This window comes from Flavobacterium agrisoli (genome assembly GCF_016522065.1).
Lineage (GTDB): Bacteria > Bacteroidota > Bacteroidia > Flavobacteriales > Flavobacteriaceae > Flavobacterium > Flavobacterium agrisoli.
Genome location: NZ_JAEHFV010000003.1, coordinates 105,225 through 130,196 on the forward strand (window position 1 = coordinate 105,225; position 24,972 = coordinate 130,196).

The 24,972-nt window shown below is 36.1% G+C and carries 18 protein-coding genes; 8 read left to right on the top strand and 10 right to left on the bottom strand.

Translation table 11 applies throughout. The annotated features are described in order from the left end of the window. Nucleotides 1-56 precede the first annotated feature (56 nt). The 3 genes from I5M07_RS08755 to I5M07_RS08765 all read right to left on the bottom strand — a co-directional run bounded on the left by I5M07_RS08755 (nucleotide 57) and on the right by I5M07_RS08765 (nucleotide 3,817). Nucleotides 57-1,361, bottom strand: coding sequence for a dihydrolipoamide acetyltransferase family protein (locus I5M07_RS08755; RefSeq protein ID WP_200105917.1), 1,305 nt, complete (start codon nucleotides 1,359-1,361; stop codon nucleotides 57-59). Nucleotides 1,362-1,446: 85 nt separating this feature from the next. After that, nucleotides 1,447-2,607, bottom strand: coding sequence for a glycosyltransferase family 2 protein (locus tag I5M07_RS08760; RefSeq protein ID WP_200105919.1), 1,161 nt, complete (start codon nucleotides 2,605-2,607; stop codon nucleotides 1,447-1,449). A gap of 22 nt (nucleotides 2,608-2,629) precedes the next feature. Then, complete coding sequence (locus tag I5M07_RS08765) at nucleotides 2,630-3,817, bottom strand: BamA/TamA family outer membrane protein (protein ID WP_233622000.1); 1,188 nt, start codon at nucleotides 3,815-3,817, stop codon at nucleotides 2,630-2,632. A 142-nt stretch (nucleotides 3,818-3,959) separates the two neighbouring features. Between I5M07_RS08765 and I5M07_RS08770 the strand changes: the two genes are divergently transcribed. Next, nucleotides 3,960-4,832 (top strand): T9SS C-terminal target domain-containing protein, encoded by an 873-nt coding sequence (locus I5M07_RS08770; RefSeq protein WP_200105921.1) that lies wholly within the window; start codon nucleotides 3,960-3,962, stop codon nucleotides 4,830-4,832. On the opposite strand, the gene I5M07_RS08775 is transcribed toward I5M07_RS08770, so the two are convergent. Beyond that, nucleotides 4,827-5,192, bottom strand: coding sequence for a hypothetical protein (locus I5M07_RS08775; protein WP_200105923.1), 366 nt, complete (start codon nucleotides 5,190-5,192; stop codon nucleotides 4,827-4,829). The two genes, I5M07_RS08770 and I5M07_RS08775, sit on opposite strands and share 6 nt — an antisense overlap. A 112-nt stretch (nucleotides 5,193-5,304) precedes the next feature. On the opposite strand from I5M07_RS08775, the gene I5M07_RS08780 reads away from it, so the two are divergent. Beyond that, entirely contained in the window at nucleotides 5,305-7,167 is a 1,863-nt protein-coding gene (locus I5M07_RS08780; RefSeq protein ID WP_200105929.1) for an ABC-F family ATP-binding cassette domain-containing protein, read from the top strand. 36 nt (nucleotides 7,168-7,203) lie between these two features. Here I5M07_RS08780 and I5M07_RS08785 read toward each other — a convergent pair whose 3' ends face one another. Beyond that, the gene (locus I5M07_RS08785) at nucleotides 7,204-8,421 is read right to left on the bottom strand and encodes a cation:proton antiporter (protein ID WP_200105931.1); all 1,218 of its coding nucleotides are present in this window, start codon (nucleotides 8,419-8,421) and stop codon (nucleotides 7,204-7,206) included. 306 nt (nucleotides 8,422-8,727) lie between these two features. On the opposite strand from I5M07_RS08785, the gene I5M07_RS08790 reads away from it, so the two are divergent. After that, nucleotides 8,728-10,260: a SulP family inorganic anion transporter gene (locus tag I5M07_RS08790; protein WP_200105933.1), complete on the top strand. Its 1,533-nt coding sequence runs from the start codon at nucleotides 8,728-8,730 to the stop codon at nucleotides 10,258-10,260. A 2-nt stretch (nucleotides 10,261-10,262) separates the two neighbouring features. Next, nucleotides 10,263-10,937 carry a hypothetical protein gene (locus I5M07_RS08795; protein ID WP_200105941.1) on the top strand — a complete coding sequence of 225 codons (675 nt, stop codon included), beginning with the start codon at nucleotides 10,263-10,265 and terminating at the stop codon, nucleotides 10,935-10,937. A gap of 149 nt (nucleotides 10,938-11,086) precedes the next feature. Here the strand turns inward: I5M07_RS08795 and I5M07_RS08800 are convergent, their stop codons facing one another. Together I5M07_RS08800 and sbcD are read right to left on the bottom strand one after the other, a co-directional pair. Continuing rightward, nucleotides 11,087-14,101 (bottom strand): SbcC/MukB-like Walker B domain-containing protein, encoded by a 3,015-nt coding sequence (locus tag I5M07_RS08800; protein ID WP_200105943.1) that lies wholly within the window; start codon nucleotides 14,099-14,101, stop codon nucleotides 11,087-11,089. Between the two features lie 11 nt (nucleotides 14,102-14,112). After that, the gene (gene sbcD, locus I5M07_RS08805) at nucleotides 14,113-15,324 is read right to left on the bottom strand and encodes an exonuclease subunit SbcD (RefSeq protein WP_200105945.1); all 1,212 of its coding nucleotides are present in this window, start codon (nucleotides 15,322-15,324) and stop codon (nucleotides 14,113-14,115) included. 204 nt (nucleotides 15,325-15,528) lie between these two features. Here sbcD and I5M07_RS08810 point away from each other — a divergent pair, with 204 nt between their 5' ends. Continuing rightward, nucleotides 15,529-17,958 carry a TonB-dependent receptor gene (locus tag I5M07_RS08810; protein WP_200105947.1) on the top strand — a complete coding sequence of 810 codons (2,430 nt, stop codon included), beginning with the start codon at nucleotides 15,529-15,531 and terminating at the stop codon, nucleotides 17,956-17,958. 59 nt (nucleotides 17,959-18,017) lie between these two features. Here the strand turns inward: I5M07_RS08810 and fumC are convergent, their stop codons facing one another. Then, the gene (gene fumC / locus I5M07_RS08815; RefSeq protein WP_200105949.1) at nucleotides 18,018-19,403 is read right to left on the bottom strand and encodes a class II fumarate hydratase; all 1,386 of its coding nucleotides are present in this window, start codon (nucleotides 19,401-19,403) and stop codon (nucleotides 18,018-18,020) included. A gap of 265 nt (nucleotides 19,404-19,668) precedes the next feature. Here fumC and I5M07_RS08820 point away from each other — a divergent pair, with 265 nt between their 5' ends. Beyond that, a complete protein-coding gene (locus I5M07_RS08820) occupies nucleotides 19,669-19,842 on the top strand; it encodes a hypothetical protein (protein WP_200105951.1) in 174 nt (57 codons plus the stop codon). Nucleotides 19,843-19,908: 66 nt separating this feature from the next. Here I5M07_RS08820 and I5M07_RS08825 read toward each other — a convergent pair whose 3' ends face one another. Next, the gene (locus I5M07_RS08825) at nucleotides 19,909-22,404 is read right to left on the bottom strand and encodes an outer membrane beta-barrel family protein (protein ID WP_200105959.1); all 2,496 of its coding nucleotides are present in this window, start codon (nucleotides 22,402-22,404) and stop codon (nucleotides 19,909-19,911) included. Nucleotides 22,405-22,502: 98 nt separating this feature from the next. Further along, a complete protein-coding gene (arsC, locus tag I5M07_RS08830) occupies nucleotides 22,503-22,850 on the bottom strand; it encodes an arsenate reductase (glutaredoxin) (RefSeq protein ID WP_317191318.1) in 348 nt (115 codons plus the stop codon). A 104-nt stretch (nucleotides 22,851-22,954) separates the two neighbouring features. On the opposite strand from arsC, the gene I5M07_RS08835 reads away from it, so the two are divergent. Next, nucleotides 22,955-23,878 (top strand): CPBP family intramembrane glutamic endopeptidase, encoded by a 924-nt coding sequence (locus I5M07_RS08835; protein WP_200105961.1) that lies wholly within the window; start codon nucleotides 22,955-22,957, stop codon nucleotides 23,876-23,878. 14 nt (nucleotides 23,879-23,892) lie between these two features. Beyond that, nucleotides 23,893-24,945, top strand: a complete 1,053-nt coding sequence (locus tag I5M07_RS08840) for an AMP-binding protein (protein WP_200105963.1) — start codon at nucleotides 23,893-23,895, stop codon at nucleotides 24,943-24,945. Nucleotides 24,946-24,972: the final 27 nt, after the last annotated feature.

A 24,972-nucleotide genomic window follows, 5' to 3' on the forward strand; every position in this document is an offset into this window, starting at 1 on the left:
AAGCATTCTGAAAATTTTCAGAAGGCTTTTTACTTTATTTTAAATCCGAATTTTGTTTAATAATTTTGATTCACATCAAAAGCTTCTAGATAGTCGGCTACACGTTTTACAAAATTTCCGCCTAAAGCGCCATCAACAACACGGTGATCATAACTGTGCGTTAAAAACATTTTTTGACGAATTCCGATAAAATCACCTTCAGGAGTTTCAATTACAGCTGGCACTTTTCGAATGGCACCTAAAGCTAAAATACCTACTTGCGGTTGGTTGATAATCGGCGTACCAAAAACACTTCCAAACGAACCAATATTGGTAACGGTGTACGTTCCGCCTACGGTATCATCGGGTTTTAATTTGCCATTTTTTGCACGATTTCCCAAATCATTAACGGCTTTTGCCATGCCAACTAAATTGAGTTGATCAGCATTTTTTATAACTGGAACAATTAGATTTCCGTTTGGTAATGCCGCCGCCATTCCTAAATTTATGTTTTTCTTTTTGATGATGTAATTGCCATCTACCGAAATATTCATGCCCGGGAAATCCTTCAAGGCTTGCGCTACCGCTTGCATGAAAATAGGAGTGAAAGTTAGTTTTCCGTTTTCTCTTTTTTCAAAAGCTACTTTGTTTTTATCCCTCCATTTTACAATGTTGGTCACATCAACTTCTATGAACGATTGTACGTGGGCTGAGGTTTGTAAGGAAGTTGTCATGTAACCCGAAATCAACTTTCGCATGCGGTCCATTTCTATAATTTCGTCGCCACCATTTACCGAAACGGGAGCAGGAGCTTCAGGAGTTGGTGTATTTTGAACCGGTTTTGCAACGGCTGGAATTGCTTCTTTTCGGTTTTCAACATAGTTCAAAATATCTTCTTTGGTAACTCTACCGTCTTTACCGCTACCCGAAATTTGCTCCAATTCGGCTAGGCTAATTCCTTCTTCTTTGGCAATATTTTTAACCAAAGGCGAAAAGAATTTATCCGAATCAGAATTTGCTACAGGAGCAATACTATTTTCTTGTACTTTGTTGATGGTTTCTTCAATTTCGATGGCTTCAGTCGGAACGTTTTCTGTAATTGTGATATCGGTTGCTGTCGCTGTTTCAACTTCGTCTCCGCCTTCAATTTCAAGTATCGCAATCGTTTGGCCTACTTGAACCAAATCGTCTTTCTTAAATAACAGTTCTACCAAGACACCCGAAACTTCGCTTGGTACTTCGCTATCTACTTTATCGGTAGCTACTTCCACGACAGCCTCATCTGCTTCAATTTTGTCACCCACTGCTTTAAGCCAATTGGTAATTGTGGCTTCGGCAATGCTTTCTCCCATAGATGGAAGTTTTAATTCAAATTTTGCCATATTTTTAGTTTAAAAGGTGATTTCGATATTTGTGTTGCGAAATTAATCAAATAATACATTTAAAATTATATTAATTGCATTATTTTCATAGTTGAATCACCTGTCCTCTATCGGTACTTGAGTCACTTCCAATTAAAAAATTGGTGTTTTTAGGTAAGATTTTAAACGTAAATTGCTGGTTGTGTTTGGATTCTAAAAAGGCAATCGTTTTTTTAAAACTCAAATACGCATTGTCTATTAAAAATTCAACCGGTTTACCTTCAAATTCTTGGCACGAATTTACCATTTTTTCCTTTTTTAAATCATAAAATGCGACTTTATTTTGTAATCGATGCTCTAAAATTGCGGGTAATTCGGGGTTTTGCGAATAGTAAAAATATTTTTTTGGGGCTTTTACGGTTTTCTTTTGTGGTTGCCATCTTTTAAAAATCGAAAAAAAATAGATGCCTGTATTCATAAATAAACCAAACCAAAACGGAATTTGAAAGTGTTTTTTATAGAAAAAAGTCATGGCTTCTTGAAACCGTAGCATGTAAGAGGCGTCTTTTAAAGTGCTTTCGCCTTTGTAATGAATAACGGAGGTGTCGGCAAAATAATAATTTTTTTTACGTTGTAATAAAGCGCGATAGGAAAGGTCGATATCATCGGCGTACATGAAACAATTTTCATCAAAACCGTTTAGATCGTTGTATAATTTTTTTTCCATAACCATAAAAGCGCCGACCAAAATAGGTACTTCACCCGATTGATTTTCGGAAAGATGTTGCGCATAATATTGATTGAAATTGGTACTATTTGGGAAAAATTTATAGAGCGCCGTCACTTTAGTAAAAGCCACCCAGGGCGTAGGAATTCCTCTTTTACTTTCGGGTAAAAAAGCGCCTGTACCGTCAATGAGTTTGCAGCCTATAATTCCCAAATCGGTTTGATTTTGGGCAAAATTCAAGATTTTAATAAAGGTGTCTTCGGCTACGACGGTATCGGGATTTAAAATGCAGAGGTATTTGCCTTTTGTATGGGTTACACCAATATTATTGCCTTTTGGAAATCCCGCATTCGATTGGTTTTGAATGCATTTGATGTGCGGAAATCGTTCTTGCATCATTTGGCAACTATCGTCGGTTGAATTATTATCGACCACAATGATTTCGGCTTCGAGATTTTCGATTGCCTTTTCAACGCTAATCAAACATAATTCTAAAAAATAACGAACATTGTAATTGAGGATAACGACAGATAATTGCATATTGTTTTCAAAAAGGCGAAAGTTAAAAATTTTCGCTTAATCCCAAACGCAACGACCAGTCATTTTTACTAATTCCGAAGTCTAATGCCACATTGGTTTTATTTCGTTTGTTCCATTTGAGGCGCAATCCGGTTCCAACAGCGGGATTCCATTTTGAAAACCAATATTTATTTAATTCTGATACTGACGAAACATTGCTAAAAAAAACCGCACCTAAAAAACCGTTTCTCGAAATATCGGTTCGGTATTCTCCTTCAAAATACAATAAGGAGTTACTTCGAAATCGGTTTCGGGTAAAGCCACGACCTGTTCGGCCTTGTCTGTCCCAACCAATACTTGGTAAATCTAAATAATGCGGACTGCCGGCAAAAGTGGCCCAATAAAAAGCGCGATACGCTATTACTTTATGTCGTTCATCGCTAAGCGAATGGTATTTGCGGGCATCAACATAAAGGGATTGCCATCCTTTTTTATTAATTCCACCATTGGTATTTACGCGATAGTCAATTTCTAAATAATGTCCCTGCGAAGGATTAATAATGCTTTCTCGGGTATCGGATAAAATTTGAAGCGCCAATCCGAACGAATTTACATCATCATAATTGCCATTCATGTAGCTTTCATAATCTGTTTGTCCCTCGATTTCTTTTTCTTCAGAAATATTTTGGTAATTATCGAGTAAAACACCGCCACCTAATCGGAAACTTCTCCAAACCTTACGTGTAACAAATTGATAAAAGCGCCATTGTTTGTAATCGAGTATCGATTGTTCTTCGGTAGTATTGTGATTTCCTAATCCAAAAGTGGGTTGCGGATAAATTAAAAACCGATAGTCGCCAATAAAACTGTATTTGTTTTCATTGGTATAGATATAGGACTGAATCGGAAACATATATTGTTTGTTAAATGTAAAAGAAGGTGCAAAAGTAATTTGCGACATTCTGGTTTTTTCATGGTCTTCTCCTAAATAAAAAGAAGTCATAAACGAAACAATTAACCCTGTATTGGCTGTACCATCAACCGGCACAGGTAAAAAGGAGTACGCTACTTTTTTGTTATTTAATTGCGTGGTGTCTTTTTTGTTAAAAAGTTCGCGTAAAATATCTGTAATATCCCGACTGTTTACCAATAAAGAATCTATTTTTTGGGCGTTGCTCTCAATGGAGTTAAAGAGAGCGAGTACTAACAGGATATGTAAAAGATATTTCATAAAGAGGCATATTCGGATACATACAAAAGTAGGATTTATTTTAAAAAATTATTTTATTTGAATCGATTAATGTTATATAATTACTACTTGATTAATCGGGTAATTGCTATTTTAAACCTTATATTTGATTTCAATTTAAACCATGTCAAAATCGATTTACATTCTTCTATTCCTTTTTTCGGTCTCCCTGTATAGTCAAAAAGTAAAACCGAAAACCATTGCTGTACTTTCGGATTCTATTCGCGAAACTTCGGGTTTAATTGCTTTTGATGGTTTACTTTGGACACACAACGACGATCATGATACCACTTTGTATGGTTTGGATACCTTAGGAAAAATAAAAAAGCAAGTCCGATTAACCCAGGTGCAAAATCAAGATTGGGAAGAAATAAGTCAAGATGCCGAAAATATCTATTTGGGTGATTTTGGCAATAATTATCAAGGAAATCGAACCAATTTGCATATTTTAAAAATTGCGAAAAAAACTTTTTACGATGCGCAACCCAAAATAGATACTATTTCTTTTCGGTACGAAAATCAAACTGATTTTTCGGCTGTAAAACCCAATTCAACCGATTTTGATTGTGAGGCCTTTGTGGTGACAAACGATTCCGTTTATTTGTTTACCAAGCAATGGAAATCGAAACAATCGAATGTTTATGTTTTGCCCAATCAAGTTGGCGATCATATTGCCAAACTGAAAACGACGCTACCGGTTAAAGGTTTGATAACAGGCGCTACAAGGACTACAGATGGGGAAAATGTCATTTTATGCGGCTATTCTAAAAAAGGAAAACCTTTTTTGTATTGGTTACCTCATTTTTTTGAAGGTCATTTTTCTGAAACCAACCTGAAGCGAATTCGGTTACAATTACCTTTTCATCAAATAGAAGGGATTGCCACTTTTGATGGTTCTCGATTTTATTTGACAAACGAAAAACTGATTCTTAAACCGATAATAAATGTTGCGCCACAACTATATGAAGTAGATTTAAGTTCTTTTTTAAAGCTATAAAATCGGATTTAAAAATCGTTTTCCAAGGTCTACATTTGGCCAAAAAAGGGTTTCCGAAAAAGTGTTTTCAAAATGATTCCAATCTAACTTTTGTTTGTTATCATCTCTTTGGGCAAGAAAAAAAGCAATCAAATCGGTTGCGGTAAAAACAGTTTTAAATTCTGGTCTGAGTTCGGTATCATTTCTAAAACATACATTTCCGGGTTCATATTTTTCTATAAAGGTTAGCTGTAGTTCGGTTTCGAAAAAAGAAATTACACTTGTCGGAATCGGAAATAAGGAACTCCAATTGCTCTTTTTTCCTTCCTGTATCGCTTCATAATAAGCGTTTAGTTTGTCCAAAAAGTCTTGTTTACTCATGATTTGGCAATTTCTATAAAGATACAAATTCTCATTTTTTTTAAGACTGCTTGTAACCTATCTTTGCAACGGTTTCAATTTACTAATGCAGCACTGCATCATATCCTAAAACATGAATTATTTATCAGTAGAAAATATATCCAAATCTTTTGGTGAACGCGTTTTGTTCGAAAATGTTTCGTTCGGAATTAATAAAGATCAAAAAATTGCTTTTATTGCCAAAAACGGTTCCGGAAAAACCACCATCATGAGCATTATCAATGGTTTAGATGAACCCGATACCGGTCAAGTGGTACTTCGAAAAGACATTCGTATGGCTTTTTTGTCGCAAGAAAATAATTTGCAAGACGAACTGACTATAGAGGAAAGTATTTTTGCTTCGGATAATGAAACGTTGAAAGTGATCGAAGCTTACGAAAAAGCATTGGAACATCCGGAAGACGAAGAGGCTTATCAAAAAGCTTTTGATGGTATGGACCAACATAATGCCTGGGATTTTGAAACGCAGTACAAGCAAATTTTGTTTAAATTAAAGTTGGAAGATTTTAAATTGAAAGTTAAAAATCTTTCGGGTGGACAAAAAAAGCGTCTTTCGTTGGCTATTATTTTAATTAACCGTCCCGATTTGCTTATTTTGGATGAGCCTACCAATCACTTGGATTTAGAGATGATTGAATGGCTTGAAAGTTATTTTGCCAAAGAAAACATCACCCTTTTTATGGTAACGCACGACCGTTTTTTCTTGGAGCGTGTTTGTAACGAAATTATCGAATTGGATAACGGCAAAATTTACCAGTACAAAGGCAACTATTCGTATTATTTAGAGAAAAAAGAAGAGCGTATTGCCTCTGAAAACGCATCGGTTGATAAAGCCAAAAATCTTTTTGTGAAAGAATTGGAATGGATGCGTCGCCAACCCAAAGCCCGAACAACCAAATCCAAATCACGTCAAGATGATTTTTACATCATCAAAGAAAAAGGCCAAAGTCGCCGAAAAGAGAATGCCGTAGAACTCGAAATCAACATGGAGCGAATGGGAAGTAAAATCATCGAATTGCATAAAATTTCTAAAAAATTTAAAGACCACGTCATTTTAGATAATTTTAGTTTTGATTTTCAAAGAGGCGAACGTATCGGAATTATTGGTAAAAACGGTACCGGAAAATCTACTTTTTTAAATCTTTTAACCGGCACTTTGCCTTTGGATAGCGGTAAGGTTATCAAGGGCGAAACCATAAAAATTGGTTATTATACCCAAAGCGGAATCAATCCGAAACCAGGACAAAAAGTTATTGATATCATTAAAGAATACGGCGAATATATTCCGTTAGCAAAAGGGAAAATTATTTCGGCCGGACAGTTATTGGAGCGTTTTTTATTCGACCGAAAAAAACAACACGATTATGTAGAAAAATTAAGTGGTGGCGAATTAAAACGTTTGTATTTGTGTACGGTTTTAATCCAGAATCCGAACTTTTTGATTTTGGATGAGCCCACTAACGATTTGGATATTGTGACATTAAATGTTTTAGAAAGTTTCTTGTTGGATTATCCGGGGTGTTTGCTTGTGGTTTCGCACGACCGTTATTTTATGGATAAAATTGTAGATCATTTGTTTGTTTTCAGAGGGCAAGGCGAAATTGAAAATTTCCCTGGAAATTATTCCGATTTTAGAGCCTACGAAGACAGCGCCGATGTAACGCAAAAGGAAGAAAATAAAGCCGAGAAAAAAGTGTGGAAACAAAATAATCCCGCAGGAAATCTCACGTTCAACGAGCAAAAAGAATTTCAAAAAATAGAAAAAGAAATTAAAGAGCTTGAAACGCAAAAAGCCCAAATTGAGCAATTGTTTTCTGATGGAAAAATTGCCGATGATGCCATCGAAAAAAAGGCTAATGAACTCCAAAATATCATTACCAAAATAGAACAAAAAGAAGAACGTTGGTTCGAACTTTCGGCCAAAATGGAAGGTTAAACTCCAAATTTGATTTAGTTCTTTTTTTCATACAATTTAAGCAGCAGGCTCCTCTTTTTTGGGAGCCTCTTTTTCTTCTTTTTCTTTCTTTAATTCCTCTTTTTTAGAAGAAATCATAATGCCGAACATCATAAATAAAGTAGTTAGCACAATGACCTGAATGATCAAGGATTTGTTAACCAACGGAATTTTTAACGAAGCATCTAACGATAAAAACAGCAAAATTGTAATTAAACCACGAGGAGCCACAAACAATAACGGCATTAACGGCATTTTAGAAAGTAACAGTTGCACAGCTCGTAAAGCAAAAATTATGGCAACAATTCCCAACGCCCAAATAAAAGTATCTGGATTTAAGATTTCGGACGTTTCCAGCAAATAGCCAAATAACAAAAAGAATAATGCACGAATTACAAAAGCTGCTTCGATATTCAATTCTTTGAATTTTTCGACCTCTTTGGATAAGGATTCCGGACGAAAACGCTCACTCCATTTGTAGCGCTTCAATTCATCAAAATTGTTAATGGATAAACCGAAAATCAAAATGAAAAACAAAGCCGGCAAATGGTACATTTTCGAAATTTCGTAAATCAAAATAATCAATAAAATGATGGGAACAAACTTAATGTGGTGGTCAATTTTATTTAATAAAAAGGATAATAAAACGGTCGCCAAAAACGAAACGACGATGATAATTAAAATCTGCAAGAAAAAATAACCAAAAGTGGCCGTTCCAAAAGTGGTGTTATACAAAATGAAATTGAAAAGAATTACCCCAAAAATATCAGACAAACTACTTTCGTAAATGACAAATTCTCTTTTGCGTTGACTTAAATTCCGTACACTCGGAATGGCAATTGCGCTACTAATTACACAAAACGGAATAGCATTGGATAAACAGGTTTTAAATGGATAACCTCCGTAATAATGAAACAGATAGGCTACAATAAATGCCATGGCTAATAGCGGCAAAAAGGCTCCCAAAGAGGATTTTTTAATCAAATCGATTTTGGATTGGTTGAGTTCTAATTCTAGCGAACCTTCCAACACAATTAAAATCAGTCCGATGGTGCCCAAAATGGGTAAAACGTACGAAAAATCAGGAAGGTCTATAGCCAATAAGTCGGTAATTTGACGCACACCCCAACCCATTAAAAGCAATAAAATAACCGATGGGATTTTGGTTTTGGAAGATGTTAAATCAAAAAGATACGCTACCAAAAGTAAAACGCAAAAAGTAATTATTATAGTCATATAGTCAATTTCAATTTTACAATCAAAGCGGTTACTACTTTTGCAAACGCTTTTAATAAACATGTAATATAGCACTTTTCGGGCTTATGCGCATCTATTTTTAACTTTTTGATGTGTTTTTTTATGGATTGTATTCGGCTTAAAAAATGGCTGTTTTGCTGGAGGCTGCAAAAAGCAGAATGGAATTGGAAGTTGTCTAACGGATTCTAAATAGTTACTTTTGCCAAAATGTGATTCCGGAAAACCTGTCCAATTTTTCAATGAAAAGCGTATTCGGAACAAATAATAACCTAGAAATCCCAAAAAATGGCGTTTATAAAACTCTTTGATTTTTCGCAAAAAGTAAATTACAAAGTCGAAATTTTAGCTGGCTTAACCGTAGCCATGACGATGATTCCCGAATCCTTGTCTTTTGCTATTTTGGCTGGTTTTCCACCACTTGTTGGCCTGTATGCGGCCTTTATTATGGGATTGGTAACGGCTATTTTTGGAGGACGTCCGGGTTTGGTTTCGGGTGGAGCAGGGGCAACAGTTATAGTTTTAATAGCCTTGATGAAATCGCACGGATTAGAATATGTTTTTGCGGCGGTAGCATTGGCGGGCGTTATTCAAATCTTGGTTGGCGTTTTTAAATGGGGTAAATTTATTCGGTTGGTGCCACAACCCGTTATGTTTGGGTTTGTAAACGGTTTGGCAATCGTTATTTTTATGTCGCAACTCGAACAATTTAAAACTATAGTAAATGGCGAAAGTATGTGGCTAAGTGGAAATCCGCTGTACACCATGCTTGGATTAGTCGCTTTAACAGTTGGAATTGTATTGCTTTTTCCGAAAATAACCAAGGCAATTCCGGCTTCGTTGGTAGCCATTTTAATTGTGTTTGGAGTGGTTTTAGGCTTTGGTATCGAAACCAAAACAGTGGCCGATATTGCCTCGGTAAGTGGTGGTTTGCCTCCTTTTCATATTCCTCAAATCGAATTGACTTGGGAAACCTTTCAACTTATTTTTCCCTATGCTTTAATTATGGCTTCGGTGGGTTTAACCGAGGGTTTGCTAACCTTAAATTTGGTTGACGAAATCACGAAAACGAAAGGCAACAGCAACCGCGAATGTATTGCACAAGGAAGCGCAAATATTTTAAATGGTTTTTTCTTCGGGATGGGAGGTTGCCCCATGATTGCCCAAACATTGGTTAATTTATCCGCCGGTTCACGAGCTCGTTTATCGGGTATTGTGGCTGCACTTACTATTTTGTTGATTATTTTGATAGGTGCGCCTGTTATCGAGCGATTGCCAATGGCAGCTTTGGTAGGCGTTATGATTATGGTGGCTATTGGAACCTTTGAGTGGATTAGCTTTAGCATTATCAATAAAATGCCCAAACACGATATTTTTGTGGGGATTTTAGTTGCCCTAATTACCATTTTATTACACAATTTGGCTTTGGCCGTTTTAATTGGCGTTATAATTTCGGCTTTGGTTTTTGCTTGGGAAAGTGCCAAACGGATTCGTGCCAAAAAATATGTGGATGATAAAGGAGTAAAACATTATGAGTTGTACGGTCCGTTGTTTTTTGCTTCTACTACAGCTTTCATGGAAAAGTTTGATGTGGCTAATGATCCGAATGAAATCATCATCGATTTTGCCGAAAGTAAAATTTCGGACATGAGTGCAATCGATGCCGTTCATAAAATTACGGCGCGTTATGCCAAAGAAAATAAAACCGTGCATTTACGTCATTTAAGTGCCGATTGCCGACAACTTTTAAAAAATGCCGAAGGAATTATCGAAATCAACATACTCGAAGATCCTACGTATAAAGTTGCGGTTAATCCGTAGTTATGCCTTATTTTGAAATGAAAGAGAATACAGAAAAATATTCGACAGAAGAAGTTCTTGAAATTTTCAAAGAACAACATAGACTTTGTAGTCCGCTTGACTGCGAAGCAGACCCGTGGGCAGAAATAACAGCCGAAATGACAATAAGGGAATGGAGATGGGCTAACGACTTATTAGAATGGAAGAAATTAGGTGAATTTCTTAATCAAGAATTCCGAATTGACGTAAGCGAAAAAGAATGGTTTGAAAATTTAGAACCCGCAAAAAGCAGAAAACTAATTGGTATTTGTAAACTAATTTCCAATCACGCAATAAAAGACGATTATGAACCAAAGAAACTATTTGGACAACCTTGTATTAAAGCAGGTGTATTTTTGACGATAAAAAGAAACTTAAAACAAAAAGGTGTTGATGTTTCGGAACTCAAACCTTCTTCAAGTTTGGTTGAATATATGGATAAATATTTTTCACCAGTTTTGGAAGAAATTACTTTGACAGGGACAAGACCAATAGAAAAAATTGAAACGAAAATAAGAGCTAAAACAAGAACAAAAGGATTTTGGAAATCAATTAACATTTTTGAACCTGAAAGGCAAGAATTACTTATCGGAGAAGTGAAAACGTTCCGAGATTTAGTGGAAAAAATAATTGAGGAGAAAAAGAAAAACAAGGCATAACAGCGTTTGGCGATATTGGGGTTTTAGGCTGAATTTAAAAATGGTTTTGTACTTGGAAAATTTCTGTTTAACCGAAAAATCTCGCATCTTTATTCCCCAACCTCGCCAAGCGCCGGAACGTTTAAACAGCTTTTTAAACAAAAATTTCTTTATTCAATTTCCACTTTACTAAAACCGGCACTGGTACGGATGAGTTTTATTTTGGCGCCAATGCGTTCTTTGAGTTCGCCTACATGCGAAATAATTCCGATGGATTTATTGCTGCTGTGCTGCATGTTTTCGAGCAAGGAAATGGCCTGATCCAACGATTCGGGGTCGAGTGTTCCAAAACCTTCATCGATAAATAACGATTCGATGTTGACATTTTTGGCTGCTAAATCGGCTAAACCAAAAGCGAGAGCCAAACTCAGCTTAAACGTTTCACCACCCGACAACGACGAAACGGCGCGTTGCGTATTGCCCATATACGTGTCAATTATCTTTAAATTATCGGCATTGGCATCTACCGCCATTAGGTAACGATCCGAAAAACCTTCTAAACGTTTGTTTCCAAAAGCAATGAGTTGTTTTAAGGTTAAATCTTGCACAAAATTTGAGAATTTTTTACCCGTTGCATCTCCAATTAAAGTGTTCATTTGCAACCATAAATGATAGTCTTTATTGAGTAATTCCAATTGCTCTAACGCTAGTTTTTGTTTTGTTAGGTTGTTTTGGTTGTGTTTTAATTTGTTTTGGTTTTCCCAAATGGATTTTTTTATTTCTTCAATTTCTTTGAAAAGCAAGGCTTGTTGCTGTGTGACTTCTTCCAAATTTAAAGTAGAATCATCGCTTGCTTCGAACTTTTTTAATTCCTCTTGAACGAATTTTTCTTTCGTTTGTAAAGTAGTTTCTTTTTGGTCCATTTCGTTCAGTTGATTTCGAATAGAATTAGCCTCAACTTCTGGAATCAATAAGGCTTCCACTTCTAAAATGTTCGTGTTTAAAGGTTCCAAAATAGCTTTTAAAGCGGCTTCTTGGTTTTTTAATTGCTCAGAAAGACTTTTTTGTTCTTCAAGCAATTGTGATACATCTTTGACTTCCTGCTCAATATTGGTCTCTATTTTCTTTATTTGAACCGCAAACAAATTGCAGTCTTTGTTAAGGTCGTTTCCGTTATAATACTGCTTGCGTTCCTCGGCAACTTCTCGGTGTTTTTGAAGTAAATTTTCTCTTTTTATCAAGTTGTTTTTCAAACCTTCCAATTCGGGTTGTGCCACCATAAAACGTTCCAATTGGTTAATTTGCTCCAACTCAGTTTCAATTTCTTTCAACTTGTTTTCCCAATTTTCAATAGTTTCGAGCTTGTTCCATTGTAACGATTCGCACTTTTCTACAATTTTATTTTCAACTTCGTTAATTTCATTTTTTAGCTGTTGTAACTCTAAAATTTCTTTTTCAAGTAATGAATTAATCGTTTCGTTTGTGGCTTTGAGTTCGGTGTTTTGTCTCTCAATTTGTTTGAATTCGTGTTGTAAATTTTCAAGTTTTTCTTCGAGTAAATCCACTACCAAATGCTGCGGCTCTGCTTGATATGGATGATTTAAAGCACCACAAAGCGGGCAAGGTTCATTGTCTTGTAATTCGGCACGATATGCTTCTAAACTTTTTATTGTTCGAGACGTTTCCCATTTTTGTTTAATGACCGTAATTTCGGGCTCCAATTGCTGCAATTTTTTTTCATTAGCCGTTATTTGCAAACGATTGGCTGCTACATTTTGCTGCTGTTGGGTAATTTTAGTTTCGGAATTTTTAAAATTGCGTGATTGACTATCCCATAATTGGCGATGCACGATTAAATTCGAAGCTTCACTTTTTTGAAGGTTTAGAGTTGTTTTTTTAAGTTGAATTTCCTCGGCAGTATACAAACCGAGTTTTTCACTTTGGACTTTAATTGCTTCGATTTTTTCAACAATTTGTTCCGAAAGAGAGTCGTTTTTTAAAAGAGAAATTCCATTGCGCTGAAGAGTTTGTAATCGTAAATTAATTTGTTCACTTTCGTTTTTTCCATCGTTGATGATTTCCTTTTCTTTTTCAATTAAGAGGTTGACTTTTTGTTGAAAAAGTTCCATTTCCTCGGCAAAATGGGTTTGGTTTATTTCTTTTTGAATAAAAGTAGAAACGGTTTCTAGTGTGGCTTTTAGATCGTTTTCATACGTAGAAAGTTGTGTTTTTTTAGAAATGCTTTGCTTTACATTTAGCTCAAAGTTTTTCTCTAAGATTCGAAAATTGGCAATTTGCTCTTTGAAAATTACAAATTCATCGTGTTTTTTTAAACGGGTTTTAACGGCTTCAAAATGACTTTTTTCGCCATCTAATTGTTCTCTTTCTGCAAATAATATTTTACTATCGGTTTGTAATTTGAGTATGTTTTTTTTTATTTGTTCTTTTTCGTCTACAATCCGTTTTAGGTTGTTTTTTTGTTCCAGTTCCGGTTGTAATTTTGCAATTGTGGTTTCAATTTCGATTACGGCAGCCTCTTCCAACAATTCAATTTCGCCCATTCTAGTTTTCTGATCTTGCACCGCTCTTTCGGCAATTTTAAATCGTTCATAGGTTTTTTTTCCAATATTTCGGTAAATCTTGGTGCCTGTAATCTCTTCTAAAAGGGCATTTCGTTCGTCTTTTTTGGCTAATAATAATTTAGAAAATTGACCTTGAGCCAGTAAAATAGATTGTATGAATTGTTCGTAATTTAAGCCAATAATGCGTTGGTTTTCTTTTGGAACTTCTGAATTACTAGAGGAAATCATTACATCGTTCGTTACATCAAACAATTCGTGCATTCGTTTGGACAAAGTGCCGGTTCGTGTGCGTTTGATGGACCAATTAGAACGATAACGAACGCCGCTTACGCGGTATTCCACTTCTACAAAACAATCGGACGTATTTTTGGTTAACACCACGCCTTCTTCTTCAATAATGGTTTCGGTAATGCTTTTGTCAATTCGAGGAATACGGTTGTATAAAGCCAGTGTTATCGCGTCTAAAAGAGTTGATTTTCCAGAACCTGTAGGTCCTGTTATAACAAAAAGTCCGGCATCGGCTAAAATACCTTCGGTAAAATTTATCGTATGTTCGCCTTTTAGGGAGTGAATGTTTTTAAGCGTAATGGTATTGATTTTCATGTCTTTCGTTTTTAATTTTCCGATTCGTCTAAAGCCGTTAAAAGGGTTTTAAAAGCCGCTAATAATTCGGTTTTATTGGTTAAAGCCGTGTCTTGTTCGAGTCTTTTTTCAAACATTTCGATGGGCTTAAAATCGGTTATTTCTTCTCCATTTCGCAATAACGAACCTGTGTTTTGCAAACTGTTTGTAAAGGATATTTTTCCTTTAACGATTTGGTAATCGGCGTGGTTTTCTTGACTTAACAATTCTTCTAAAGCATTAATTAAAACCACGCTTTCGTTTTCTTCTTCAATTTGAATTTCGATTAAATCGGTTAACGGGGTTTGACTTTGGTAGTCACTTAATTTTTTTTGAACTGCTTCCAATGTTCCCGCAAGGGTAATTAGTTTTCGGAAACTCGGAATTTCTTTTGTTTCTATTTGAAGTTCATTATTCGCTACTTCTATAAGTATTACTTGTTTTTTATCTTCGCGTTCACTAAAACTAAGCGGAATAGGGGAGCCGCTGTATCGTGTGTTTTGGTTGCCAATTTGTTGCGGTTTGTGAATATGTCCCAACGCCACATAAGCTGCATGAGTACCGAAAATTCGGCTTTCAATTCCGGCTTGATTCCCAATTTGAATTTCTCTTTCGCTCTCACTGGTTTCGGCATTTTGAGCAAATAAATGTCCCATAATGATCAACGGAACATTCGGATGATTTTCCAGGTAATGCTGGTTCACTTGCTCAAAATAGGATTCCATTCCTTTTTTAATTTGCATGATTTTATCGTCATAGGATTCGCCTGCTATGGTTTCGCGAATGTCTTTATCTCGTAAATACGGAATGGCCGCAACAACCACTTTTTGATTATCTTTTTCAAAAGTGATAAAAGCATCCGAAAGTTCTTCGGGCGCTCCACCTATAACATGTACATCGAGCACGCTCAAAAGGGCTTTTGGCGCATTTAAAACAGCGGTACTATCGTGATTGCCTCCAGTAATAATTACTTTGCATTGCAGCGGTAAAAGCGATTTTAAAAACTGATAGTATTGTGTTAAAGCGGGTTGCGAAGGATTGGCCTGATCAAACAAATCGCCCGACATTAGCAGGATATCTACTTTTTCGGAAACGAGGGTTTCCCGTAACCAATCAAAAAATAAATCCATATCGGCATGTAAATCTGTTTTTAATAATTGTTTACCCAAATGCCAGTCGGAAGTATGTAAAATTTTAATACTCATGTTGTTTTAAGTTGAAGTGCCCTTTTTTTTCGGTTAATGCCTTGTGAAAAATAGGGTCAACAAGGTAGCTAATTTTAGAATTAATAGTCAAATAGAAACCCGATTTTTTAATTTATTCTTTTATTTATTTAGAATAATTAAAAATAATTTGCACGTATGAAAACCACCACTTACTTTTGCACAGAATTTAAAACCCAACCAAAAATGAAATTAGTTTTTAACCTTCAAAAGGTCTTTTTAGTCCTTTCTTTATTTATATCGTTAACTGTTTTAGGGCAGGGAACGGGTAAAATAAATGGAAAAATCTTATCGAGTGATAACGCTCCGGCAGAAAGTGTTGCCATTGCACTTAAAGGCACTCGATATTCGACTTTTACCAATGCATCAGGACAATACGAAATAAAAAATGTTGCGCCTGGCAATTATACCTTGGTCGTGCAGGGTATGGGAATCAAAAATATTACCGAAAGTATTTCTATTAAAGCAGGTCAAACACTTACCAAATCATTCACTTTGTCTGCTAACCAACAAGAATTGAATGAAGTGGTTATTTCCAAAAACAAATACAAACAAGACAAACCTTCGGTGTCTTTGCGTTTGAATACACCCGTTTTGGAAATTCCACAAAACATTCAAATAGTAAGTGCCCAAACATTAAAAGACCAGCAAATTACCAGTATGAGCGATGGCGTAATTCGTAATGTGAGTGGTGCAGTACGATTGGAACACTGGGGCGATTTATATACCAATATTACCATGCGTGGCTCTCAAATTCAGGCTTTTAGAAATGGTTTTAATGTGGTTTCTTCTTTTTGGGGACCTTTAACCGAGGACATGAGTTTTGTAGATCATATTGAATTTGTAAAAGGACCAGCTGGCTTTATGCTTTCGAGTGGAGACCCAAGCGGTTTGTATAATGTAGTGACGAAAAAACCAACCGGAATTAGCAAAGGCGAGGTGAGTTTAATGGGAGGAAGCTTTGATTTTTACAGAGCCAGTGTGGATTTAGATGGAAAATTGGATAAAAAAGGAAAACTGTTGTATCGTGTGAATGCGATGGCTCAAAACAAAGGCTCGCACCGTCATTTCGAACACAACGATCGTTATGTAATTGCACCTGTTTTGTCTTATCAATTAAATGATAAATCTAAAATAACGTTAGAATACAACGGTCAGTTTGCCAACATGACCGAAGTTGGTTCGTACTACGTTTTTGGTCCAACCAATGATGGGTACGCTACGATGCCTGTTGATTTTACGATGACGCAGCCTGGATTACCCGATACCAAAATTAGTGATCACAGTGGGTATTTGATGTTTGAACATAATTTTGATAGTAATTGGAAATTGACTGCACAAACCAGTTATTTTAAATACTTACAAGACGGTTATAGCTCATGGCCATCGGCAGTTGGTCCGGTTAGCGTGGATACGAACAACGATAATGAAGTGGATACCGAAGTATTATCTTCGGGCGAAATTATTCGTAATGTTGGCATTTGGGATGCCGAAAGTAATATGTATTTGGGACAGATTTTCTTAAACGGAAAATTTAATACCGGATCGGTTTCGCATAAATTTTTAGGAGGAATTGATTTAGGAAGCAAAGATTATATGGCCGATTGGAATCAATCTCATGATTTGGATACTCTTGATAACCCTTTTAATGTTTTAAACCCTTATTATGGTACACCTGCGAACGGACTGCCTAATTTTGATGAAACCACTCCATTAAGCCAACGTGCGAGAGGTATTTACGGCTCGCAATATGCCGCTGGCTATGTGCAAGATGAAATCGGGTTTTTAGATAATAAATTGCGTTTGACACTTGCCGGACGTTTTACATGGATTGAGCAAACAAACTATTACAGCGATCCCGCTTCAGATAGTCATTTTACACCTCGTGTTGGTTTGAGTTATTCTATTATGCCTTCTTTTGCCGTTTATGGTTTGTACGATCAAGCTTTTATACCCCAAACAGGTGCTATTAAAAATGGCGAAAGCGTAAAACCATTAACGGGTACCAATAGAGAAATTGGAATTAAAAAAGACTGGTTTAATGGAACTTGGAGCACCACGCTTTCGGCTTATAGTATTTTAAAACAAAATGAATTAACCTCAGATCCAAATAATTCGCCCAATCAAAATTACAGTGTGGTTTTGGGTGAGAAAAAAGCAGAAGGTATCGAAGTGGATTTAAGAGGAAAAATTGTTGATGGATTGAATTTAATTGCCAATTATGCTTTCACCGAATCTAAAGTAACCGAATCGAATGTCGATTATATTATTGTAGGGAGTACTGTTCCAGGTTTTTCGAAACATACAGCTAATGCTTGGTTAAATTACACCGTTCAAGGTGGGGTATTAAAAGGTTTTGGTGCTTCGATTGGTGGAACTTATTTAGCAGGTCGCCAAACCGATACTTGGAGTGTAGGATTGGAAAAATTACCTAATTATTTTAAAATGGATGGTGGTTTATCTTATGAAACAAATAAATTTAAAGTAACGGCGAATGTCTTTAATTTGTTGGATGAATACTTGTACAGCGGTTCATATTATTCTTATTTAAAATCTTATTATTGGCAAACAGAAGCTCCACGTAATTTCAGAGTTGGAGTTACTTATAAATTTTAAAACGAAGAACGACATAATCAAAAAAAAGAAGCCTGCGAGAATATCGCAGGCTTCTTTTTTTAAACCATATCTTCGGGTTTTACCCATTCATCAAATTCTTGTGGGGTTACGTAACTCAAACGTACCGCTTCTTCTTTTAAAGTAGTCCCGTTTTGGTGTGCGGCTTGCGCTATTTCGGCGGCTTTGTAATACCCAATTTTAGTATTTAATGCCGTTACAAGCATTAAAGAATTAGCCACCAATTCGGCAATTCGTTTTGGATTGGGCTCGATGCCGCTAGCGCAATGTTCTTCAAAAGACAAACACGCATCGGCCAAAAGCTCAGCCGATTCTAAAAAATTAGCAGCCATTACAGGTTTGAATACATTTAGTTCAAAATGACCTTGCATACCGCCAATAGTAATGGCAGTATCGTTTCCGATTACTTGTGCACAAACCATCGTTAAGGCTTCGCATTGGGTTGGGTTGACTTTTCCAGGCATAATAGATGAACCCGGCTCGTTTTCTGGAATGAAAATTTCGCCAATTCCAGAGCGTGGGCCCGAGGCTAATAACCGTATATCGTTTGTTATTTTGTTTAACGAAACTGCGATTTGTTTTAAAGCACCGTGCGATTCCACAATAGCATCGTGAGCGGCTAAGGCTTCAAATTTGTTTTTGGCGGTGACAAAAGGATGTCCGGTAAATTTGGAAATGTATTCGGCTACTTTTTTAGCATATCCTTTTGGCGTGTTCAAACCGGTTCCTACAGCAGTTCCTCCTAATGCTATTTCGGCAAGATGAGGTAAGGTGTTTTGCAAAGCTTTTATTCCGAAATCGATTTGGGCCACATAGCCCGACAATTCTTGGCCGAGTGTAATGGGAGTTGCATCCATTAAATGGGTTCTTCCAATTTTGATTACATCCTGAAAAGCAACCGCTTTTTGATGCAGGGTATCGCGTAAATGTTGTAACGACGGAATTGTATGTTCTGCGACCGCTTGATAAGCGGCAATGTGCATGGCAGTGGGAAAAGTATCGTTAGAGGATTGCGATTTGTTGACGTCGTCGTTGGCTTTAATAAAAGAGTCGGTTGCGCCCAAAGTTAATCCTTTAAGAACTTGTGCTCGGTTGGCAATGACTTCATTTATATTCATATTGCTTTGGGTACCCGAACCAGTTTGCCAAATAACGAGTGGAAATTGATCATCGAGTTGTCCGGTTAAAATTTCATCGCAGACTTGGGCAATAGCATCTCGTTTTTCGAGTGGTAAAACGCCTAATTCGTGATTGGTATACGCTGCAGCTTTTTTGAGAATGGCAAAACTGTAAATGATTTTTTTGGGCATGGAGGCGGCTGGACCAATTTTAAAATTATTTCGGGAACGCTCGGTTTGCGCTCCCCAATATTTATCGGCTGGGACTTGTACTTCGCCTAGGGTGTCTTTTTCTATTCGGTAATTCATTTTTGTTTGTTTTATGGATTTTTTGAAAAAGCTTTCTATAAAATGCAAATTTCTAGCCCTGATAGCAGCGGAATCCTTTTGTGGCTTTCTTTAAGCCATAAAAGATAGAGCGGATAGCAGGAAATAGCTTCTGATATCAAAAAAAGTATTTTTAATTACTTTAAATATACGGATAAATGTATTTTTATAAAAATTGAGTGCTATTTTATTGCTAAGAAAAAAAAATCGGTTTACATTTGTGGCTACATTCAAAATTCCGGAAAACATGTTTGAATTTTCACAGTATTTAGGCTTCTTACTTTTCTTAACCATCCTTACTATGGGATTTTGGTTGATGTTTTTCTTAGTAAGCTTCGTATCGTATTGGGTAGGAGGTGCTACTTGGGAAATGTACAAGGAAAAAAGAGCAAAAAAGAAAGCAGAAAGAGAATCAATTTAATTTGATTTTTTGCTATAAAAAAAGGACCCGTTATACGAGTCCTTTTTTTTGTTTGTTGGTGATGGGTTATCCAGGGAAACCACCACCATCGTCATTATTTTCTCTTGGTGCATTTTTATCTCTATCGGTTTTTTTCTTGTTGAAACGATAGGTAAACGATAAATTAAATTGTCTTTTACGCCATTGAAATTCGCTATACGATTCTACTGTTGGTAAATAGGTTTCGTTTTTCATTTTACGCGAATTGAAAACGTCGCTAATGTTAAAAGCAATAGTGGCTTTGTCTTTTAAAACGTCTTTGCTTAGAGCAGTATTAATTCCGATTTGACCTAAGCTTTTTCCCTGCGCGGTATTGCGAGGTCCCATATACATGGCGGTAGCTTGCCAATCAATTTTAAACGGAAGGGTTAAACGCGAATTCACACGTGAAAACCATGAAAAAGCATCGTTATCTAAATCTTGTGTAATTACTTCGCCAGCAGTGTTGGTGTACGTATTTTCTCCAGTGGTATTGCTTTGTGCTAAGTTGAAACTAGCATTTAATTTCCATATTTTAAACGGGTTGTAATTGACATTAAACTCAAAACCAAACTGATCTTGTTCGGCTAAATTGATTGGTGTATTTAAAATTACTGGAGTTCCATTTACAAACTCGCCTGTTTCCAATCGCACAAACGAGAAAACATCGGTAGTATGTTCGTAGTAAAAAGAAGTGCTTAACGTAAGTTTATCCCAACGTTTTAAATAACCCAAGTCAAATTTATTACTAAAAGAAGGATCTAAATCGGGGTTACCTCTAAACAAGTTAATGTTACTCGAATAGTTGGTTGCTGGGTTTAAGAAACGACCTCTAGGGCGCGATAAACGTTTGCTGTAACTTAAAGAAAGACTGCTTTCGTCCGACAATTCATAATTGATGAAGGCACTTGGAAATAAGTTGTTGTATTTCTTTTTGTTAAAATCTTGCGTGTCCAAAAGGTTTACATCAATATTGGTGTCTTCCCAACGCAATCCAAATAAATACGAAAATTTATTCATTTTAAAACCATATTGCGCATACACCGCATTGATGCGTTCTATATAATTTAAAGTATTGGTCAATAAATCATCAATGGCATTTCCGTTTTGATCGGTTGTTACATTGTAACGGTTGTCTAAGTTGGTGTAGTTGCCTTTATAACCCGCTTCAAACTGACTGCCTTCGCCTAATGGCAATACGTAATCGGCCTGAAGTTGCATTTGTTTTTGGTATTCGTTGTTAAAGGTTGTGTTGATAACGGCGGGATCGCTGCTTCCAATAGTTTCATCGGTGATAACTGAATTTTCGAAATCGTCATTACTAGTTACCGAAAAATCGACTGTTAACTTATGGCCTTCGTCGTTAAAGTTTTTTAAGAAATTCGAGTTGTACTCAAAATCAGAACTATTGTCATCGCCATTACTCAAACGGTAACGCGTTGAAGTAAAGATATTATTGGCATCGAAATTATTGTAAGTAACCAAATCTTTATTTGTTCCGCTATTATCTCGATAACTAATAGAGTTGGTCCAGTAAGTATTTGGGGCAATGGTCCATTCGAATCCGGTTTTAGTGGAAAAGCCTTTGCGCAAGCGTTCGGTATCACGATCCTCGTTGATATAGCCCGTAATGGCACGAGTATCTTTATCTAGATAGGTAGAGTTGGTTAAACCCGTTCCTTCGGTTGTACGGTAATTGTAACCCGAGTTCGTGAAAAAATTGATTTTTTTGGTTTTGTAATTCAAATCGGCACTCAAACCATAGGTTTCGGGAATTCCAGTCGAAGCAATTACCGAACCGTTAAAACCTAAGTTTTTACCTTTTTTCAAGATAATGTTCAAAATACCAGCACCTCCTTCGGCATCGTAACGAGCCGATGGATTGGTAATTACTTCCACTTTATCAATAGCATCGGCTGGAATTTGACGCAAAGCTTCGGCCATATTTAAAGCATTTGAAGGTCGTCCGTCAATAAAAATACGCACGTTTTCATTTCCGCGTAAGCTTACATTTCCTTCTACATCTACCGAAACCGAAGGCACATTTTCAAGCACGTCGCTTACAGTTCCTCCTTTTACCAGCATATCTTGTCCTACGTTGTATACTTTTTTATCCAATTTGATTTCGACCGTCGATTTTTCGGCACGAATAACAACTTCGTTCAATTCATTCGCATCCTCAGATAAACTAATATCTCCTAAATTGGTGTTTTCAGTAATCGATTTTCCTTTAATTTCAAGCGCTTTAAAAGAAATGAATTCGATTTTTATATCATAAGTTCCTGGAGCTGTCTCTACACTAAATTTACCTTTTTCGTCCGAGATTCCGCCCGAAATGGCTTTAGGATTTTTAACGTTGGTCAACGTAATGGTGGCATAACCAAGGGGCTGTTTGGTTGCTTTTTCGATAACCGTTCCCGTCACTTTTAGCTTGGGTTGTGTGTTTGGATTTCCGTTTCTTCCTCCTTGTGGTTCTCCTTGTGCGAAAGTAAATACAGTCGCTAAAAGAAAAAGTAAAGTTAGGATTAAGTGGTTTTTCTTCATTAGGTGGTCTTTATTATGTTTGTGCTTTTAGACCACAAATGTAGTGCTAGGTTTAACGGGTAAACTCACAAAAAAATGTTAATTAAACCTTTTTTACTTTAACCCAAAAAAGACTCCAATTGCTCTAAATCTCTACCAATAATGGCTTTGTTGTTTTTGATAACGATAGGTCTTTCAATCAAAATAGGGTTATCTGTCATGGCCTGAATGATTTGCGAATCGGTTAAAGCTTTGTTCTTGTAATTTTCTATCCAAATTTTCTCTTTCGTACGGACTAATTCGATGGGTTTTATGTTTAATTTTTGAATTAAATTTTCAATGTCTGTATACGATGGATTGTCGGTTAAGTATAAAACGGTTTCGTAAGGGATATTTTTAGCCTCTAAAAAAGCCAAACAATTCCTTGATTTTCCGCAACGAGGGTTGTGATAGACAGTGAGCATCATTTTATTTGAATTTTTGCGTGGTACTTTATTTAAAAAAAATGTAATTTAGAGAAGTAAAAATACAGTTTATTGCTCGGAATGAGTTAAAATTAAACACAAAATTTATGTTTTTAGAACAAGCCATTAAGCCCGAAAATCATTTTGTAAAATACATTTTAGGTCTTTTTATCATTTTTTTAGCCTCGCTAATTGGGCAAATTCCGCTTTTGGTTGCCATTCAATACAAAACGATGAACAGTGATATGGCTAGCCCAGTAACACAAGAGGATCTTTTTAAGGTATTCGATTCGAATATTATGTTGGTTTTAATGTTGCTTTCATTTGTTTTTGTGTTGGTAGCCACGCTTTTGGTTGTTAAATATTGGCATCGTCAACCGGTACTTACAATTATAACGAGTCGGAAAAAAATCGATTGGAAACGCATCCTTTTTTCTTTTTCAATTTGGGGATTTTTAACCACTTTTTTTCTAGTTCTATCCTATTGGATGGAGCCTTCTAATTTTATCATCAATTTTGAATGGAAGCCTTTTTTAATTTTAGTGGTTGTTGGTGTAATTTTTATTCCCATTCCAACCACGGCTGAAGAATTGGTTTTTAGAGGGTATTTGATGCAAGGTTTTGCCAATTGGGTTCCTAATCGTTGGTTTCCGTTGTTGATGACATCGTTGGTTTTTGGTGCTTTACATTTTTATAATCCAGAGGTGGCCAAAACCGGAAATGTAATCATGATTTATTATATAGGAACCGGATTGTTTTTAGGAATTCTGACTTTAATGGATGAAGGAACCGAGTTAGCACTGGGTTTTCATGCTGCTAATAATTTATTTGGTGCTTTGCTGGTTACTTCAACTTGGACGGCATTTCAAACACATTCCGTTTTAAAAGCAATAGGGGAGCCTTCCCTAATTTGGGATATTTTAGTCCCGGTTTTAATCATTTACCCAATTTTGTTATCTATCTTTAACCTAAAATACGGCTGGAAAAGTTGGAAAGAAAAACTAACCGGAAAACTTTTTTTGAATAAATAAACACACGAACTACTATGACTACAACACAAACTATCACTAATAAAAACGTACATAACAAATTTAAACTGAATGGTTTTCATTTAAATGCCGCCGATTTATCGCGAGTGGCTTACAGTTACATCAAAGAAGGCGATGACTTTGAAAGACCAATAGGCGAATTTTTGTTGGATTGGCTGGATCAAAAAAGTTATGTCAATATTACTACTTCGGGTACTACCGGAACACCTAAAGAAATTCAATTACCAAAACAAGCCATGATTGCCTCTGCTTTGGCAACGGGTGATTTTTTTGGATTACAACCTGGAGATAAAGCTTTACATTGTTTGTCGGCTGATTTTATAGCCGGAAAAATGATGATTGTACGTAGCTTGATTTTGGGTTTGGATTTGGATTTTGTCAATCCAAGCGCAAAGCCTTTGGATAAAAATACTACCGTTTATGATTTTGCGGCAATGGTTCCGTTACAGGTACAAAATTCTATTTCGGCTTTAAAAAATGTCAAAAAAATGATTGTAGGAGGTGCCGCAATGAGTCCCGAATTAATTGAAAAAACCAAGAATCTTAAAACCGAAATTTACGAAACCTACGGTATGACCGAAACCATCACGCATGTGGCTGCCCGCAGGGTTTCGGAAAAATATTTTACGGTTTTGCCCCATATTCAAATTCATAAAGATGATAGAGGTTGTTTGGTTATTGAAGCGCCAAGTATAACCGATTCTGCCGTTGTCACCAATGATTTAGTTGATATTGCCAACGAAAACCAATTTTTGTTTTTAGGTCGAATTGACAATGTAGTTAACAGTGGAGGTGTAAAATTGATTCCGGAAGTAATTGAGAGCAAATTATCTGGTAAAATTAACGGCCGATTTTTTGTAGTTGGAATTCCTGACAACACCTTAGGCGAAAAATTAATTTTAGTCATCGAGGGAGTGCAACAAGAAATAGACCCTACGATATTTGATATTTTAGACAAATATGAAAAACCCAAAGAAATTCGATTTGTTACTAAATTTAAAGAAACCGAAAACGGAAAAATAAAAAGAAAAGAAACTGTTTTGAATTAACAAAAAAGAGGCTGAAAGAAGCCTCTT